This window comes from Pseudidiomarina planktonica (genome assembly GCF_900177775.1).
GTDB lineage: Bacteria > Pseudomonadota > Gammaproteobacteria > Enterobacterales > Alteromonadaceae > Pseudidiomarina > Pseudidiomarina planktonica.
On record NZ_FXWH01000002.1, the window covers coordinates 144,947 to 162,879 of the forward strand.

18 protein-coding genes are annotated in these 17,933 nt (G+C 49.5%); 11 read left to right on the forward strand and 7 right to left on the reverse strand.

The features are described from left to right. Window positions 1–55: 55 nt before the first annotated feature. On the reverse strand, window positions 56–334 hold the full coding sequence (locus CCE91_RS09435) for a peptidylprolyl isomerase (protein WP_086435035.1): 279 nt from the start codon (window positions 332–334) through the stop codon (window positions 56–58). A gap of 189 nt (window positions 335–523) precedes the next feature. Between CCE91_RS09435 and CCE91_RS09440 the strand changes: the two genes are divergently transcribed. The 8 genes from CCE91_RS09440 to CCE91_RS09475 all read left to right on the forward strand — a co-directional run bounded on the left by CCE91_RS09440 (window position 524) and on the right by CCE91_RS09475 (window position 10,274). Continuing rightward, window positions 524–2,704 (forward strand): TonB-dependent siderophore receptor, encoded by a 2,181-nt coding sequence (locus tag CCE91_RS09440; RefSeq protein ID WP_234996313.1) that lies wholly within the window; start codon window positions 524–526, stop codon window positions 2,702–2,704. A gap of 12 nt (window positions 2,705–2,716) precedes the next feature. Next, complete coding sequence (locus CCE91_RS09445) at window positions 2,717–3,823, forward strand: PepSY-associated TM helix domain-containing protein (protein ID WP_086435036.1); 1,107 nt, start codon at window positions 2,717–2,719, stop codon at window positions 3,821–3,823. Window positions 3,824–3,925: 102 nt separating this feature from the next. Then, on the forward strand, window positions 3,926–4,216 hold the full coding sequence (locus CCE91_RS09450; RefSeq protein WP_086435037.1) for a helix-turn-helix domain-containing protein: 291 nt from the start codon (window positions 3,926–3,928) through the stop codon (window positions 4,214–4,216). Further along, the gene (locus CCE91_RS09455; RefSeq protein WP_086435038.1) at window positions 4,206–5,405 is read left to right on the forward strand and encodes a type II toxin-antitoxin system HipA family toxin; all 1,200 of its coding nucleotides are present in this window, start codon (window positions 4,206–4,208) and stop codon (window positions 5,403–5,405) included. Before CCE91_RS09450 ends, CCE91_RS09455 begins: the two co-directional genes overlap by 11 nt. Before the next feature lie 154 nt (window positions 5,406–5,559). Beyond that, window positions 5,560–6,003, forward strand: a complete 444-nt coding sequence (locus tag CCE91_RS09460; RefSeq protein WP_086435039.1) for a DUF3015 family protein — start codon at window positions 5,560–5,562, stop codon at window positions 6,001–6,003. Window positions 6,004–6,057: 54 nt separating this feature from the next. After that, on the forward strand, window positions 6,058–7,848 hold the full coding sequence (locus tag CCE91_RS09465; RefSeq protein ID WP_157984165.1) for an Lnb N-terminal periplasmic domain-containing protein: 1,791 nt from the start codon (window positions 6,058–6,060) through the stop codon (window positions 7,846–7,848). A gap of 75 nt (window positions 7,849–7,923) precedes the next feature. Next, entirely contained in the window at window positions 7,924–9,168 is a 1,245-nt protein-coding gene (locus tag CCE91_RS09470; RefSeq protein WP_086435041.1) for an APC family permease, read from the forward strand. Between the two features lie 56 nt (window positions 9,169–9,224). Beyond that, window positions 9,225–10,274, forward strand: coding sequence for a GGDEF domain-containing protein (locus CCE91_RS09475; protein ID WP_157984164.1), 1,050 nt, complete (start codon window positions 9,225–9,227; stop codon window positions 10,272–10,274). Between the two features lie 11 nt (window positions 10,275–10,285). On the opposite strand, the gene CCE91_RS09480 is transcribed toward CCE91_RS09475, so the two are convergent. The 3 genes from CCE91_RS09480 to CCE91_RS09490 all read right to left on the reverse strand — a co-directional run bounded on the left by CCE91_RS09480 (window position 10,286) and on the right by CCE91_RS09490 (window position 12,292). Beyond that, window positions 10,286–11,035 carry a glutaredoxin family protein gene (locus CCE91_RS09480; protein WP_086435043.1) on the reverse strand — a complete coding sequence of 250 codons (750 nt, stop codon included), beginning with the start codon at window positions 11,033–11,035 and terminating at the stop codon, window positions 10,286–10,288. A 101-nt stretch (window positions 11,036–11,136) separates the two neighbouring features. Next, window positions 11,137–11,823 carry an SIR2 family NAD-dependent protein deacylase gene (locus tag CCE91_RS09485; protein WP_086435044.1) on the reverse strand — a complete coding sequence of 229 codons (687 nt, stop codon included), beginning with the start codon at window positions 11,821–11,823 and terminating at the stop codon, window positions 11,137–11,139. Window positions 11,824–11,830: 7 nt separating this feature from the next. Beyond that, complete coding sequence (locus CCE91_RS09490) at window positions 11,831–12,292, reverse strand: nuclear transport factor 2 family protein (protein WP_086435045.1); 462 nt, start codon at window positions 12,290–12,292, stop codon at window positions 11,831–11,833. Window positions 12,293–12,389: 97 nt separating this feature from the next. Between CCE91_RS09490 and CCE91_RS09495 the strand changes: the two genes are divergently transcribed. From CCE91_RS09495 to CCE91_RS09505, 3 genes are all read left to right on the forward strand, one after another. Continuing rightward, window positions 12,390–12,824, forward strand: coding sequence for a secondary thiamine-phosphate synthase enzyme YjbQ (locus CCE91_RS09495; RefSeq protein WP_086435046.1), 435 nt, complete (start codon window positions 12,390–12,392; stop codon window positions 12,822–12,824). Further along, window positions 12,824–13,960, forward strand: coding sequence for a DSD1 family PLP-dependent enzyme (locus CCE91_RS09500; RefSeq protein ID WP_086435047.1), 1,137 nt, complete (start codon window positions 12,824–12,826; stop codon window positions 13,958–13,960). The genes CCE91_RS09495 and CCE91_RS09500 overlap by 1 nt, the downstream gene beginning before the upstream one ends. Window positions 13,961–14,063: 103 nt before the next feature. Then, window positions 14,064–14,936 (forward strand): bile acid:sodium symporter family protein, encoded by an 873-nt coding sequence (locus tag CCE91_RS09505; RefSeq protein ID WP_086435048.1) that lies wholly within the window; start codon window positions 14,064–14,066, stop codon window positions 14,934–14,936. Here CCE91_RS09505 and pgsW read toward each other — a convergent pair. The 3 genes from pgsW to pgsB are packed head-to-tail and all read right to left on the reverse strand — an operon-like array spanning window position 14,933 to window position 17,904. Beyond that, entirely contained in the window at window positions 14,933–16,084 is a 1,152-nt protein-coding gene (gene pgsW, locus CCE91_RS09510; protein ID WP_086435049.1) for a poly-gamma-glutamate system protein, read from the reverse strand. The genes CCE91_RS09505 and pgsW overlap by 4 nt on opposite strands. 15 nt (window positions 16,085–16,099) lie before the next feature. After that, window positions 16,100–16,675 carry a poly-gamma-glutamate biosynthesis protein PgsC gene (gene pgsC, locus CCE91_RS09515; RefSeq protein WP_086435050.1) on the reverse strand — a complete coding sequence of 192 codons (576 nt, stop codon included), beginning with the start codon at window positions 16,673–16,675 and terminating at the stop codon, window positions 16,100–16,102. Next, window positions 16,672–17,904 carry a poly-gamma-glutamate synthase PgsB gene (gene pgsB, locus CCE91_RS09520; protein WP_198678021.1) on the reverse strand — a complete coding sequence of 411 codons (1,233 nt, stop codon included), beginning with the start codon at window positions 17,902–17,904 and terminating at the stop codon, window positions 16,672–16,674. Before pgsB ends, pgsC begins: the two co-directional genes overlap by 4 nt. Window positions 17,905–17,933: the final 29 nt, after the last annotated feature.

Genomic DNA, 17,933 nt, shown 5'->3' on the forward strand with positions numbered 1-17,933 from the left:
TTACCAATAAGTTATCCACAGACTATACACTTATTACTCACGCGTTATTCGGTGGTTATCCACGCGAGAGCGTTTTAATTAAATGCCAGCCGAACTTGGTTTTAACCGGCCCGTGTACTTCCAGGGTTGGCTTCTCAAATACCACTTTGTCGAAGGCGGGTACCATTTGGCCGCGCTGAAACTCCCCCAGGCTACCGCCGTTCTTGCCAGAGGGGCAAAGTGAGTGCTTACGTGCTAAATCACCAAACTTAGCGCCACCGGCCAACTTGGTTTTCAGTTCGTCTGCTTCTTCTTTGGTTTTTACCAGAATGTGTAATGCCTGTGCGCGTGCCATGTAACAACCCTTTTTCTTACATTTGTTACATTGTAAAAGAAGTTACGCATAAGTCATATAGTTCTTAAATTGATATATAAACCGAGGAGACTATAAGCAGATGCAAAGAATCTTATTGCGAATCATTCGTATTTGTAATAAAGTTTGCACCCTCTAAACTTTCACCAGCAAAATTTAAAGGGTACTTTCGTGAAGCCAACCGTGAAACCAATCATGAAGCCATTGTCTGCTATTGCTTGTGCGTTAGCTGTTTCTGGAATCTATTCCGCTGGCGCTGTTGCCGAGGAGCCGCAAACTAAAGAGGTTATAGAGCGGTTAAAAATAACTGGCGAACAGCTAAGCGGTTATTTAAACAAAGACCAGCAGTCTGCGTCGAAATTAGATATCTCAGTGAAAGAAACTCCCCAAATGGTTAGCGTTATTACCGCTGAAGAGTTGAAAGACTTCGCGTTACACGATTTAAACAGCGCGCTTGAGAACTCTGCCACTATAAATGTTGAGCAGGTTGAAACCGACCGTATTTACTACACCTCACGTGGGTTCGAACTAAACAACTTTCAGGTTGATGGGCTGGGTTTACCCCTGATAAATAGCAACACTCATGGTCGTATGGATGCAGCCTTATACGAGCAAATTGAAGTGGTGCACGGTGCCAACGGTATAATGACTGGTGTGGGTAGCCCTTCGGCAACAGTGAACTTGATTCGCAAGCGCCCAACCTCCGATTTTCGCGGTTCGGTAAGTGCTTCGGCTAGCTCATGGAGCGGTAAACGTATTGAAGGCGATGTGTCCGGTGCCTTCACTGAATCGTTGCGCGGCCGCTTAGTGGTGGTGGGTGACGACAGTGAATCCTACCTGGACCGGTATGAAAACCAAACGCAGGTGGTTTACGGCGTTATTGATTATGCGCCCACCAATAACACTTTAGTTACTCTGGGCCATAGCGAGCACAACAGTGAAACTGACGGCAATTCCTGGGGTGCTATAACTCTGCATTATGGCGACGGTACACCAACTGACTTCGATAGCTCGGTAAATATCGCGGCTGACTGGTCTGAATGGAATGTAAAAGAAAGCCGCAGTTTTATTGATGTGGAGAGTGCGCTGTCAGATCGCTGGAATTTGCGTATTGCATACAACCGGGTTCGTACCGACGAAGACAGCTTCTTGTTCTACACCTATTTGCCAGATCCGAACACCGGCCTGGATCCGGAAACTGGGCTAGGCCTACTGGGCTATGGTAGTGAATACGATTTAGACGACAAGCAAGACACTGTTGATGCGTACATTAACGGTAGCTTTGATGCTTGGGGTCAGCAGCACGAGTTGGTAGTCGGCGCTAACTATGCGCGTATGGACTACGTGGACATGTCGTTGTACGACTTTCACACTGGCAATGGCTTCCCGGCTATGCCAGCGTTGCCAGACTGGACTGGCAATACTCCTTTTCCAGAGTTCACCGATGGCCTGGATGGAAGTGAAATTGATAACACTCAGAAAGCTGTATATGCCCAAACGCGGTTGGCTTTAAATGCCGACACCAAAGTTTTGCTGGGTGGTCGTTTTAACGAGTTTACTACTGAAGGTATTGGTTACGGCGTTGATCAGTCTCGTGACGATTCAGAGTTTATTCCCTACGTTGGTTTGACTTACGATGTGACCAATGCAGCTACCCTTTATGCTTCTTATACTGAAACCTTTATGGCTCAGAATGAGCGGGACAGCAACTTTGAACGCCTGCCGGCTTTAACTGGCAAGAACACCGAAATTGGTTTCAAAATGGACTTGTTCGAAGGCGCCGCTATGGTGTCAGCAGCCTACTTTGATGTAACTCAAGACAACATTGCGGTGGGTGACGGCACAGTAACCAACCCGAACACCGGGGCACCGGAAACGGTTTACCGCCCATCGGGTAGTGTTACCAGCAAAGGTTTTGAAATAGAACTGGCAGGCGAATTACTGCCGGGTTTACAAGGTAGTGTTGCTGCCACGTCGTTCGAACTGAGCGGTGACGATACGGTTGAAGACTATACCCCGGAAAACTTATTCCGTGGTTCATTAACCTATAAACCCGCCATGATGGAAAATCTAAAGTTCGGTGTTAGCTATCAATGGCAGGACAAGATTTCGCGCTTTCAGGGCACTGTGGGTGATGTTTATGCCAATGCAGGTGAGCCAATTGTTACGATTCAGGAAGCCTACGGCCGTTTGAACCTGATGGCTAGCTATCAGTTCACTAAAGCGGTTAGCTTAACCTTGAACGCTAACAACGTAACCGACGAGAAGTATATCAACAGTTTGCTGTGGCAAACTCAGGGTTATTACGGTGCGCCGCGTAACTACTCGGCAACACTTAGCTGGTCATTTTAGGGTTTTTAAAGCATGCGAAAGAAGCTTCATAAATGGCATGGCTGGCTGGGGATCATTTTTATGGTCCCCTTTCTTGTTGTATGCCTAACCGGCAGCATTATTGTATTCAAGAAGGAAATAGACGCCTGGTTGCTGTCTGATCTGGCTACGCTGGAGCCTTCGCAGCAAGCTCGTTTGCCTTTTACTGAGTTAAAACACCAAGTGAATGCGCAGCTGCCGGACTACGAAATTGGTAGTTGGGAGATATTTCCGGCTGGGCATGACGAAGCCGATCGGGTATTTGTGATTGCCCGTGGCACTGAGGAATGGTCCAAAGTATATCTGGACCCATATTCGGGTGAAGTTCGCAGCCAGCCACAAGAGCCGGGCCATTACTTAACCGATTGGTTGGTGGAATTACACTACACCTTGTTGCTGAACGATCTGAAAGGTCTGGACGAACATTTGGGTGTCATTATCAGTTTCGTGTTGGCCGTATTTTTGGTGTTCATGGGTATTTCCGGTCTCATCATGTATCGCCGTTTCTGGGCACGCTTCTTTACTCTGCGTTGGAATCAACGTTTGCTGGTGGTATTTAGCGACATGCATAAAATGGCGGGTACCTTTGCCTCGCCTATTTTGCTGATTTTGGGTATTACCGGTGGCTATTACAGCGGGCTTATTTATTACACCGAATGGGTGGAACACGGCGATGGGGCCGAGCATCACATCATGAGCGAGCGGCTATACGGTGATGATATCAATCTGGATGTCATGGTTGCCGATAGCCAAGAGCGTATAGAAGGCTTTAAACCTACTTATTTGTTATTTCCCTTCGAACCCGAGCTACCCTTTACTGTATTTGGCCGCGCGCCAACAGCAAATCCGCTACTCAGTAATTACGGTAGTGTATCGAACTACGACGCCCAAACGGGTGAATACCTGAATACTTACAACTTGAATGAACAGGGCGTGGGTACAAAAACGCTCGATAGTTTCCGGCGCTTGCATTTTGGCACTTGGGGCGGCTTGCCGGTGAAAATACTGTGGAGTTTCGTAGGCGCTATTCCGTCACTACTGGCTATTACCGGAACTTATTTGTGGTGGCAGCGCCGCAACAAACGGACTCGCCGGCGATAATTAATAGGCTCTAATTAAATAGCGTTATATGGCTTTTTATTGCTTAATTAGTCAAATATTACTATTATCAATTAACCAGGATACTATAGGTTGATTGTTCTTATGAACCAAGCGAATGAGTTAAGCGTGCTGTTGGGTGAGCTGATCAAGCGTCACCGGGCGCAGCGCATGGATCAGCAGGATTTTGCTACGCGCGTTGGTTGCAGTATTAAAACCTTATCGCGGCTTGAACAAGGCGTGCCTGTTAATACTGAAACTCTTTTTACCGCGCTTGCCCTGGTAGGGCAATTAGATGACTTTATTGAGTTAGCCGATCAAAAAGTTCGGGCGGCGGCGCATTTGCCGGAACGTAAACGCGGCGCTGGTGATAAAGGTCTGGACAATGATTTCTAGCGCTTACATTTTTATTGAAGGTGTTGAAGACCAACCTATTGTTTGTGGGCGCTTTGAGCTGGATAGTCAGAACGATGTAGGTCGCTTCGTGTATGGGCGGTCTTATCTTGATCGTAATAATGCTTTTGCTTTGGATCCCATTCACCTACCCCTTAATGAGCAAACGCATACGTGTTTGATAAATCGTGGCATGTTTGGCGTATTCAGTGATGCCGGGCCTGATTCCTGGGGGCGCAAGCTAATGGCGCAGCTACACAACACCGCACCGCAAAACGAACTTGAATACCTAATTGCTGGCGCTTCAATGGGCGTGGGTGCATTAAGTTTTAGTTTGTCGCGAAGCCAAACAAAGTTGAAGCGCCCGCGCAACTCGGTTACTGATATTGGCCTGTTACTGCAGGGTAAAAACGCTATTTTGGCCGCCGAACAGGTAAGTGATGAGGTGCGTCAAGCATTCGTGTATGGCTCGTCCATGGGTGGTGCACGGCCGAAAACGTTGCTGACACATAACGGCCAGGATTATTTAGTAAAATTTAATAAGAACGACGACCTGTTTAACGTGGCCCGGGTTGAGCACGCAACCATGCAAATGCTGGCTGAACTTGATGGTGTGAATGTTGCTCACACCGAAGTATTAGAAGGTGATGAAGATCTGCTATTGGTTCAGCGCTTTGACCGAAAAGACGAACAAACCAGTCACCACTTTATTAGTGCCAACTCGCTATTACATGAAGGTACTGTCAGTCAGTTGAGTTTGCGCAGTTCCTATAGTTACGGGCGATTGGCCGAGCTGGCGCGTACGCACAGTGTTATCAGCAACGATGGCAGAGAGCTATTTAAGCGAATGGTATTTAACGTGTTTATTGGTAATACAGATGACCACGCGCGAAACCATGCCATGATTTATTCATTGCGCAGCGGTGGCTGGCAGCTGTCGCCCGCTTACGACGTATTGCCGATTAGTAATTCCCGTCAGCATAGCGTTGGCATTGGCGATAAAGGGCGGTATGGCAGTATCGAAAACATGCTATCGCAGGCGTCACGTTTTGGTCTTAAAGAATTTAAGGCGCGCCGAATAGTGGACGAAATACGAGATCTGGTAACCCAGTGGCCGGCATATATGGCAAGTTGTAACGTCAAAGAAGCTGATATTACGCGCCTCAAATCAGTGATACCCATCATCAGCTAGCGGCTTGTGGGTATCAAATGTAACCACATGTAAACCAATGTAAACATTGTGTAGTCTGCTTATAGCCTCCTGTAGTACTATGTTGCACGCCTTTTACGGCTCGCAGGACGCGAGTTCGGGCTAATGACAAAAACACACTGAAGGAATAATAAGAATGAAAAAATTATCCTGTGCTGCGGTAGCTGCCGTGGCAATGCTTTCTGCTCCACAAGCCAATGCCAATATTAACCCGTGGCAAGATTGTGGTATTGGCGCCATGATTTTTGAAGACAACGGTGTTGCCGCTGCTATCTCAAACTTGATTTGGGATTTAGGTACTACGGCTATTACCTCTGCAACTGTTTCAGAAGACACTTGTAAGGGAAGCATTATTGCTAAGGCAACTTACATTAATGAAAACTACGAGCAAATCGAAACTGATTTAGCTATTGGCGAAGGCCAGCACTTAAACGCCATGTTAGACATGTTTGCTCCGGCAAACCGTGACGAAGTTGTGGCTGAACTGCGTAAATCTATTCAGTTAGACGCACAGCAACCAACAGTTAAAAAGGCAGAGGCTTTATATATGAAGACTCAAGCTTTAGTTGTTGCTGGCTAAGTTCATTTGACTATGAGCAAGGCATACAGGCCCGCATTCGTTGCGGGTCTTTTTTTGTGCGTTTTCGTAAGCATTGGCTTTGCCACTAAGGCAACGGCGGGTTCGGCTGAATCACTGGCGCAGCAGCGGCAGTGGCTGAAAGTATTGCAGTACAACGAGCACGGCGTTAGCGAAGTACAGAACCAAGACTTCTTTTTCGCGAAAAGCGGTGCCACTGATGCGGTAGCCGAATTACAGGCCACGCTGGCGGCTTTTGCGCAAAATAAACAGGCGATTTGCCAATTTCCGGCGCGCCACATGCTTACTACTAAGGCCGGTTTAACCCGCGGCTTTGATTATGAAACCTGCGCCGACTATCAGGCCTGGCTACGCACCAACCAGGCCGAATCTATTACCCTGGTATTTGCCGACGGTTACTTGAAGAACCCGGCCTCTTTTCATGGCCACCTATTTATTCGTATTGATTCGGATGGAGCCAATAATGGCCACTTGCTGGACAACAGCCTGAACTTCGGTGCCGACGTTCCGCCCAACGAAAACCCGGTTACTTATATAGTGAAAGGTTTGCTCGGTGGTTATCAGGCACGTTATTCGGCGCAGCCGTTTTATAGGCATAATTTGTCGTACGGCGTAACTGAGCTGCGTACGTTATGGGACTACGAATTAGAGTTATCCAGCGAGCAAACCCAGTTGTTAGCTGCCCATTTATGGGAGCTTTCCCGTACCGATTATCAGTATTTTTTCACCAGCAAAAATTGTGCGTACTACGTGGCCAGGGCGCTGGAGCTGGTAACTCAGAACAATCTGGTACACAGCAGTGAATGGACAGTGTTACCCACAGACATTATTCAGCGGCTGATCGACTCCAACGAGAATCTGGTGCGTTCTATTACGGCCAACGAAAGTGAGCAATCACTACTGCAATCTCGCTTTCACGAGCTGAGTTCAGCCGAGCAACAGGCCGTACGCGATTGGATTCAGGCAGCCGGCTCGAGCGCTTCGTTTTCAGAGCTTGCCAGGGAACAGCAAAAGCGCGCCTTAATCACCTTGAGTTCTTATTACTCCTTTTTGGAGCGGCAGTCGCCCGACGAACCGGTGCATAAAGAGCGCAAAACCCAGGTGTTGCGGCAATTATTGCAATACGAACCGGGCAATACTCTGCCAACAAAGCTAACTGCCGACCCGCCGCATTTGGGGCAGCCTGCGAATTTACTGCGTTTGAGCTACAGATCCTATGATGAGGGCGAATCGGGCGTGGCTTTTAGTTTTCGCCCCAGCTATTACGATCGCCTGCAACCAGCTACCGGTAAGCTACCAAACTCAGCGCTTTCCATGGGCGACATTGAGTTTAGCTATTTCGACAACAAGTTGGCGTTGGAGCGATTATGGCTGGTGAATATTGAAGCGCTGAACATTAGTAACACCGGCTTACCCGGTGACGGCGGTGGTTCCTGGCTGGTGCGTGCCGGCGCCGAGCGGGAGCGGTTACGGGTATCCAACCCACGGCTTGCGACCTTTGTGGAAGGTGGTATTGGCCGCGCGCGCAGCTTTGGCAGTATTACCCCTTATGCCTTTGTTCAAGGGCGGCTGCACACCAAAGAAGCCAGCAGTGATAACCATCACCTGACGGTAGCGCTACGAGCAGGTTTTGATTTCAACTGGAAGCACCTGCGTGGCTACTGTGAAATTGAACAGCCGGCCAGTATTGGCTCGTCCTGGTCGCATCAAACCGCAATTAAGCGTTGCGCGAGCTCCTTGTATAGTCAGCGCAATGGTGACCTACGGGTGGTTTTTGCAAAACAAGATGATTCTTTGATTGAGCTCGCGTTATCGTTTTATTTTTAACCTGTCATATTTCCTCCAGATTAGTATAGTGACCATACCGTTACGGACTAAAAACATCTGAGCATAGGATTAACCATGACTGAGTTGGCTAAAAACAATAATAAACAACCGCAACTACAACGCTCCATTGGCTTTGCCCTGTTGGTGTTATATGGCATGGGCACCATGGTTGGTGCTGGTTTTTATGCACTTTCCGGCAAAGTAGCTGGTATTGCTGGCTTGTATGCTCCTGTGGCGTTCGGACTAGCCGGGCTATTGGCCTTATTCAGCGCCTTGGCATTTGCGGAACTCTCATCACGATTACCGCACGCCGGCGGCTCTGCCCGCTATGTTGAAGAAGCCTTTGGCAAACGCTGGTTCTCGGCGTTAGTTGGTTGGCTAATTATTGTTACCGGGGTGGTTTCGGCAGCTACCTTAATGGTAGCCACCATCAGCTTTTTGAATGACTTCATCGTGTTACCCAAGGAACCTGCCATTGTTGCAGTTACGTTGATACTGGGTGCTATTGCCGTGTGGGGTGTGAACCAGGCGGTTGGCACTGTGGTGGTTATTAGCATTATTCAAATTGCCACGCTGCTGTATGTGGTTATAGGCACTATGACCATGCCGGAAACGCCATCATACGAATGGATAGAATTTGTTCCGCCCATGGAAAGCTCTGCCTGGCTGGGTATTTTTACAGCGGTATTTCTGGCGTTTTATGCCTTCATTGGTTTTGAAGACATGGTGACTATGGCCGAGGAAGTGAAGGATGTTCGCCGAACTCTGCCGCGGGCGCTCGTGGTGAGTTTAGTGCTGACAGCCTTGTTGTACATTATTGTAAGCCTGGCACTGGTACTGTCTATTCCGCTGGACGTACTGGCCGAGGCGAATACACCGCTGGCCGAGCCTATTCGGCATCATGGCACCTGGGCTATCGCCATTATCGGTATTGTGAGTATTTTGTCAGTGGTAAATAGCGGCCTGGTACAAATTGTTATGGCCGCTCGTGTTGCTTACGGCATGGCTGATCGTGGCTATGCTCCGGCAATTTTCTCGCGGGTGAATGAGCGCACCAAAACACCATGGCTGGCAACCATTTTGGCTACCTTAGTAGTGGCCATATTGGCAGTTTCGTTTGAATTAACGACCTTGGCCAACGCCACCAGCGTGGTGCTGTTATTCGTGTTTGCGCTTATTAATATGGGCTTGTGGTGGTTAAAACGTAACCCCGACGATGACCAAACTGGTGGTACTTTTCGTATACCACGCTGGATACCATTAATTGGTGCGGTAATTTCTATTGCCGCGTTAGTATTTAAAGCGCTAACCAGCTTCTAGTTCACGAAGCCTGAATCGAGTTAGCAGATAAGAAACAGTCAGGGATGAGCTCAAAAATGAAGTATTGGCGTAAGCACCACCCGGATATTGGCGTTGATGACCCCAGATACCATCAGGTGTCACTGATGTATAGCGTGCTCATTATCATGCTGCTGTATTTTGGCCTGATAGCGCTACTGAACGTGACCTTGTTTGATGACGCCGATATTGCCTTGTATGACTTTTTGGGTTTTGTGATGGTCGCCTGTGTGTATTCGTATGTTCGCTATGGTGGTAATTTTCGGGTGGCCGGTTGGGCGGTTATCGCAACACTTATATTTGTGCTGCTGGCTTTTATTCATTTGGCCGAGGGCCGAAATTACTCGCTACTGTGGGTAACTATACTACCGCCCTTTGCTTTTTTCCTGCTGGGTCCGAGAGCAGGTATCTGGGTAACCGGCTTGGTATTTACTTACAGTGCTTGGTTCTTATATCAATTGCTCGATCAGCAAGTGTCGGCCAATTTAGGTTTAGGTGCTTTCTTGAATTTTGTGGAGGTAGGCACCGCCCAAATATTCTTGTTCCGTTACTACGAACGTTCGCGTATCAAAGCTTATGACCAACTTCGGCAAACCTCTATTACCGATCCTTTAACGGGTGTTTATAACCGTTTGCATTTGGATAATACGTTAAAGAATCTGCTAACCAGAGCAAACGTAAGTGAGCAGCCGCTATCGGTATTGCTGTTGGATGTTGACTATTTTAAGCGTATTAACGACAGCCATGGGCACTTAGTAGGCGACGACGTGCTGGTGGCGTTAACAAAGGTGCTGCAAAACGGTACACGGGACCTGGATTTGGTGGGCCGCTGGGGCGGAGAAGAGTTTCTGCTGATTTGTCCTGATGCCGACGCTAAGGTGGCCTATCAGGTGGCTAAACGACTGCTTGAGCAAGTACGTAGTCAGCCACTGGCGCATGGCATAAGTATTACCGTCAGTATAGGTATTGCAACTTCTACCACTAACAGCACCGCAGAAAGCATGCTGCAGGTAGCCGACCAGTATATGTATGAAGCGAAAGCTGCGGGCCGGAATCGTATTGGTGCCGATCAACTGCCCGCAGAGTAATACGGTCTGGCTTAATGACCAAACCACATCCATAGTGCCATGCCGATCATCATCAGGTTTTCGGTAAGCGAGATAAAGCCAAGCGGCACGTTGTTGTTGCCGCCAACGCAGGCACACTTGAGCTCGCGTTTGTCTATGTAAACTGCTTTGAATACTGAAACGGCACCTATGCCTGCTATAAATAACGCCACCGGAACCGATATCCAGTTCAAAATGCCACCTACCATAAGTATGCCGGCCAGCGCCTCACCGAAGGGGTAAATGTAGCCGTAGGGCACCCAACGTTTGGCCAGCAAGTCGTAGTTTAAGAACATGGTGGAAAAGGCTTCAATGTCCTGCAGTTTCAGCAGGGCCAGCACTACCATAGACAAGGCAATAAACCACTCCACGGCTTGCACCGAAATCAGGCTACCGTAAATAGAGTAATTCAGTACCAGTGCAGTAAGCGCGGTCAGTGAAAACAGCGCAATAACCGGGCGATAAGTCGGTTTGCTCTTGTCGCGTACTTTTTTGCCCAAAAACTTGCGAACATCTTCATAACCGCCAATACGCTGGCCATTAATAAAGGTTTGTGGGGTCGTTTTTACGTCGTGCTTTTGTTTAAAGGCGTCAATGTCCTCGCGCGACTCCAAGTGGTGGTCTTCCACCTCATATCCCTCGCGTTTCAGCAAGTCCAGCGTTTTTAAGCCAAACGGACAGCTGTGCTTGGGCGTCATCATGCGGTACAAAGTTGCTTCTTTATTTGAACCTTGGTTTGCCATCGTGTCATTCCTTGTTGCGATTAACTTAGGATGAGTATAGACGCTTGACCATACTCCAAGGTCAAGAATTAAATAGATTGGTTAAAAAAGAGTAAGTCTGGTTAGTTCGTGAGCTCGGTCAGCAACTTTGGCAGCAACTGGCTGGCACTACCCTGGCGGTATTCGAAGCCGGTGGGAACTTGATCTAAGTCCTGGGTAATCAAATAGCATTTGGCTTCAGGTGAAGCGTATTCCACCAGCCCAGCGAAAGGGAATACACTGAGCGAAGTGCCTACCACTACTACAATATCGGCATTTTCAACTAACTGTACCGCTTCATCCATGTGGTAAATATATTCGCCAAACCACACTACGTGCGGGCGAAGCTGGGCCCCTTGGGGGCACTTATCACCAATTTGAATGTCTTTATCGGCCAGCTCATACAATTCCTGGGTTACTGAACTGCGCGCCTGAGTAATTAACCCGTGCACGTGAATAACGTTACTGGAGCCCGCGCGTTCGTGCAGGTCGTCTACGTTTTGCGTCACTATGTGCACATTGAATTGTTCTTCAGCCTCGGCCAAAGCTTCATGCGCTGGATTGGGCTTAGCCTTGCGAACGTCGTTGCGGCGTTGATTGTAAAAATCCAGCACTAGCTCCGGATTCTTATGAAAGGCCTCTGGCGTGGCTACGTCGTATACCGAATAGTTATTCCACAGGCCACCGTTGTCTCTGAACGTGGCCAGCCCGCTTTCGGCGCTAATGCCTGCACCGCTTAATACCACCAGATTTGGTTTTGCTGCTGCCATAATCTGGTTAGCGCTTCACTGCTTCAGTGGCATTCCAGTTAATAGCCTGCCAGCGGCCGTCGCGTTTCACCATAATGCCGGTGTTGAAAAAGGTTTGGCGGCGCGGTTTTTGTTTTGGTGAGGTGGCAACCAGAGTGAAGTTTAAAATTACGGCTTCGCCAATTTCCTTAATGCGAATGTCTTCGGCGGAATACCAGGTGGTCACTTGGTCGGTTGGCGTGGTTTCCTGACCCTGCAAGCCATACATGAGCTGGGCCTTGCCATAGCGTTGCCCGCGCGAGCTTGTATAGGTTAAGTCTTCACCCCAGAACTGGTCGTGAACATTGGCGTTATTAACGCTGGCGCCGTGCAAAAATAATTCGAGTGCTGCTGTTATTTGTGCTTTCACGTCATTTACCTGAGCTTGTGCCGGCGCGCTTAACTGCAGGCCAAATAGCATCAGGGTACAAAGTAAGAAAGAACGTAACATAAGGATTTCCTTGTGATTAAATTCATACTTTAAGCTTATGCTAGTATGGCAGACTTAGCAGTGAACTCTATATAAATGTGATGGCGGGACTTTTTCTATGGCGTTTTACCAAACCGAACTCACTCTGGCAGCGCGCTCGCGCGGCTTTCATATTATTACCGACGAGGTTGTTCGGGCATTACCTGAGCTGCGAGATATTGAGGTTGGCTTGCTACATGTATTTATTCGTCATACATCGGCGTCGTTAACCGTAAATGAAAATGCCGACCCCACGGTTCGTCAGGACTTTGAGAGCTACTTTAATCATGCGGTGCCCGAGCAGGAAGCTTACTATAAGCACACAGACGAAGGGCCTGATGATATGCCAGCACACCTGAAAGCCAGCTTGTTAGGTTCCAGTGTAAGCCTGCCGGTAACTAACGGACGCCTGAATTTAGGAATCTGGCAAGGCATTTACTTGTGTGAACACCGCAACCATGGCGGCAAGCGCACCCTGGTACTCACGTTGCAGGGCTCGGGGAGTAGCCATTAATGAATTTAAACATCGTAAACACGCCGTTTTTATTGCTGGATGAAGCGCGTATGCAGCGCAATATTGACCGGCTGGACGTGCATGTAAAACGTCTGGGTGTAAGCCTGCGGCCGCATGTAAAAACGGCGAAATCGGTGGCGGTTGCCGAGCGCTTATTTAACGGTAGTAAAGGGCCTATTACGGTGTCTACCTTGCTGGAAGCCGAATACTTTGCTGACCATGGCTACACCGACATGATTTACGCCATTGGCATTAGCCCCGACAAACTTGAACGTGTTGTAGCCCTGCGTAAGCGCGGCGTTGATATTGCGGTGCTGCTGGACAGTCAGGAGCAGGCTGAAGCCTTGGCTACAGCAGGCCGTGACCATGGTGTAACTATTGCCGCGCTCATTGAAATTGACTGCGATGGCGAACGCGCTGGCTTAACTCCGCAGGATGCAGAAATTGTGACTATTGCCAGTTATTTGCACCAGCATGCTGAGTTGCGTGGTGTGCTGCTGCATGCTGGCGGCTCTTATGCCTGTGAAACCGATGCTGAAAAAGCCGCAGCCGCAGAGCATGAACGCGCTAGTGCAGTGCTGGCCGCCGAAGCTATTCGTGCCGCCGGAGTACCTTGCCCGGTGGTGAGTGTGGGTTCTACCCCAACTGCGCACTATGCGCGTGACTTAACCGGGGTAACCGAAGTGCGCGCCGGGGTGTATGTATTTTTCGACCTGGTTATGGCGGGTATTAACGTGTGTACGCTGGACGATATCGCTTTGTCGGTAGTGACGACGGTAATTGGCCATCGTAACGATCAAGGCTGGATAATGACCGACGCCGGCTGGATGGCCATGTCGCGTGATCGCGGCACCGCCGGGCAGGCGGTAGATCAGGGTTATGGTGTGGTAGCCGACAGTAATGGCCGGGTTATACCGGATTTAATTATGATCCGCACCAGTCAGGAGCATGGCGTTCTGGCCTTGCGCGAAGGTAGCAATGCCAGCCTGCCTGATTTACCGGTAGGTACTAAACTACGCATTTTACCCAACCATGCCTGCGCCACTGCCGCGCAGCATAGTAGCTTTTATGTGCTTGACCCGCATGGCCGGGCAGGCGACATTAGTGCGGTATGGCCGCGTATTAATGGTTGGTAAGTAGTGGTTGGTAAGTAGCGGTTAGTAAGTAATATGGTTGATACAGAACGGCTGGCAAAGAACGGCTGATTAAAAAAAGAATAATAAAACGGGGAATCGAACTATGACCAGTAGCGTATTTTCGCAACTGATACTGCCGCTAAGTTTAATTATTATTATGTTTGGTATGGGGCTGTCGTTGCGGCTGGCCGACTTTGCGCGAGTGGTGAAATTTCCCAAAGCGGTAGCGGTAGGTTTAGTTGGCCAAATGCTGTTTCTGCCTGCGGTTGGCTTTTTAATTGCGGCCTGGGTGCTACAGGAACCGGCGCTGGCGGTAGGTTTGGTATTGCTGGCGGCTTGCCCCGGCGGCACCACCTCGAATTTAATCACCCATCAGGCGCGCGGCGACTTAGCCCTGTCGGTAACCTTAACCGCTATTACCAGCGTGCTGACCATTATTACCATTCCTTTTATTGTGGGGCTGGCGTTAACTACTTTTGCGGACACTCAGGTTCCGGTGGAATTGCCGGTGCCACGCATGATGCTCACGCTGTTTGTGATTACCTTGCTACCTATTTCAATAGGCATGGTGTTGCGCCGCATCTGGCCGGTGTTTGCGCAAAAGCTGGAACCCAAAATAAGTATTTTCGGGGCAGTATTTCTGGCGCTGTTAATTGTCATTATTTTATATGAGCAGGGCGACACTCTGGCAGGCCAAATTACCAGTACCGGACCGGCTTCGTTGTTGCTGAATATTAGTATGATGTTGCTGGGCTTTTGGATGGCGCGCGGATTTGGGTTAAATGCCGATCAAAGTACCTCTATTACCGTGGAAGTGGGCATTCAGAACTCCACTTTGGCTATTCTGATTGCCACTACGGTGCTGGGTAATGCAGCAATGGCTATTCCCGCCGCCATTTATTCGCTGGCTATGTACTTAACCGGCGGCAGCCTGATTGTCTGGCGCCGGTATAAGTTAAAACAGCAAGTGGTTTAAACCATGGGGCGGGTGCCTTTGCCTTCTTTGTGAGCCTGACGCCATAAGCTGGTAATGCGTGATGAGCGCACAATTAACCAGGTTAGTGCTAACAGGCCAATGCCCAGCCCCAGTGCAAGCCAGCGGTTGTAGGTGGTGGCGGAGTAAATGCCACCGTTACCAACAGGCACCGCTGTTTCAGGCGCTATAGGTAACTCGTAGCGTTCCGCCAGGTTTTTAATACCGATAAAGTGAATGCTTGGAATGTCTTCCCGCAAAAAATAACCCATAACAGTTTCTACCGCGTAAGCACGCGCGGGTGCCTGAGTAATTAAGCCCGAACCAAACTGATCGTCAATGCCTGGCGGGCCTACAATAGTGGCGCCGCCACCCACGTTAATAAAGGCTTTATAGGGGCGCTCGGCCGAGTACTCGCGAAACAAGGCAATACGATCGGCCACCGCTTCCTGATAGCTACGCGGTTCCAAAAACGGAATGCCCGCGCGCTCAATGCTATTGCGAATAACCTGAATACCTTCGTTGGACAAACCTACGCCACGGTCTTCGATACCGCCAATAGAGGCCGCTGCAGGTTTTAATGAAACTAAACCGGCATTACGCAACTCGCGTTCCATGTCCAGCCACAACAAACCGGGCACATTGGCACCCCACTGCGATGACGATGCCGAGGCTATAATCACTGCCTCAGCGTCCATGGCTTCAATAGCGCTGTACACCGCCAGGTTAAGTGCCGGGAAGGAACCCGAAATGGTTACCGCTACTAAGTCGTTTTCCTGCACGCCAGCTTCTGCCAGCATTTTTACCGCAACAGCGGCCCAGTTCGGGTTAATGGTGGTTTTCTTCGATTCCTGACCACCACGGGTGGTGGTTACTGAACTGTTTACGATGCCAATTAAGCCGGAGCGCTGCGGGTCGAATTCGGGATTAATAGGCTCAATGTCAGCACGCAGTGGCTGAATCCGCAGCATAGCATCACGCATAATGCGCGAGGCGGTAACCATAGTGGTGTAATTATCTTCAACCACAGGGTCGCGCTGTTTAATTTCTTCAGCGGCCACAAAGGCCAACAGTGCCGCTACCGTTAGCAGTACCAGACCCCAGGTGGGAACGCCCGATGAACGCCAGTAAACTTTGGTGAAACTACTCATTCAAACTTCTCCTTGTTACCAGCCGGGCATGCTGAATACTTGCTGTGCTTCATACACAGCCAGTGCTTCAGGCATGATTACTATGAGTGCTAACCGAACCAGTACAGCGGTTACGGCAAGCCCGGAAATGGTCTGCAATACTCCCTGGCGGTCAAACCAAATGGCAATCAAGCCGGGAATAATGTAACCAATAATATTGGTTTCCATAACGTGCATCATAAAGCTGGACTCCAGCGCGGCAACTTGTGCTTCACCTTCGCCGGTAGCACCAACCATTTCCAGCTCAGCCCACACAATTAAATTACCCATAAAAATATCCAGCAAACCTGCTATCAGGTAACCGGTAAGAATCATGATGATGGTTTGTCGGCGGCCGTAAATAACCGTGAAGCTGGCAATAACCCGCACAATAAAGAAGGTCAGTAAGGCTGCAAACAGGGTTACCAGCACACTCAGCGGGTCGGTTAATTGCAGCGCTACATAGCCGGGTACCACCAAACCACCAGCGGCAAGCCCCAGCGACTGGCTTAAAAATAAGGTGAAAAATAGTCCAATACCAATGGCTACCGCCAGGATATTCAGGGCAATCATAAATCTTCCTCTTTCAGAGCGCGATTCTGGAAAAAGCGCGCGACGTCTTCGCCACCGCCATGAATATTACAAACCCCAACTACCAGCGCATTTTTGCCGGACTGTTCAAGAATACTTTCGGTGATGTCCACCATGGGCGCGCCTTCCATAACCAGCAGGCGATCGGGGTCCAGCCCGTATTTCACCGCCGCGCGCACAAACAGCAAGGTGCCTGTGCCCATCAGAATGTATTTATCGGCAGGGGCCCACTGGGCCGCGGCTTCGGCCATTTGTTGTGAGCGATGCGGGCGGTCGGCACGGCAGTTAATCAGCAATATCTGGCGGCGGTCTTTACCATGCTTCTCGCGCATTTGTTCCCAAATTCGGCCGGTGGATTCGGGGTCATTGGCGGCAAAGGCGTTAATAAACACAATTTGTCGTTCAAAGTAATTCACGTGCAGTATGCGCATGGCACCGGCTTCGGGCGCCAGATTGATCATACCCTCCAGTGCTGCCTCACGATCCACTCCCAGCTGTTCGCAAATTTTTAGCGCTAAAGCCACGTTTTCGGCGTGCTCGCTATAGCAAAAACGGCTTAGTGTTTGTTCATCAATGGCCGCTACTTCTTCCTGAGAAACTTGTTGTAGCTGGCTGCGACGTTCTTTGCTGGTGTACTCGAACACATCAATAAAATCTTGTTCCGCGGTGAACAGCGTGCCTTTTACCGGGGTGCTGCCCGCTAGTGCCAAAGCAACATCGCGCTCGCCCGGACCCATTACTTCCAAATGGTCGGCGCGCGCGTTGGTAATGACTCCATGCGTGGAACGCACCATTCTGAGTTCACTTAAGGATTGGTACTGCGGCTGCAGTGCCATGCATTCAATAACTACAATTTCCGGGTTCAGCGCGGACATACGCTTGAGCATGCGCATTTGCTCAAGAATGTTGGCGCCGCTAATGCGGTAAATGGGGAACTCTATGCCTTGCGGATCGGTAAGGGCTGCCGCCGAACCTGTGGTTTTGGCACAAACGCGTTTGCCACCGTTACGAAGCCCGGCTGCTATGAGTCGGGTAACGCTGGTTTTACCGCGGGTGCCATTCACATGAATGCGCACCGGAATGCGTTTTAAAATGGCGCGATGGCGCACAGATTCGTACAAACCCGCAAGAATAAGTGCCAACCACAGAAGCATCACTATGATTAAGGTTTCTGGAATAGCCACGAAAGCGTCCAACGTAGGAAAATTCATGCACTAAGGTACCCGTCTTTACTTGGTAT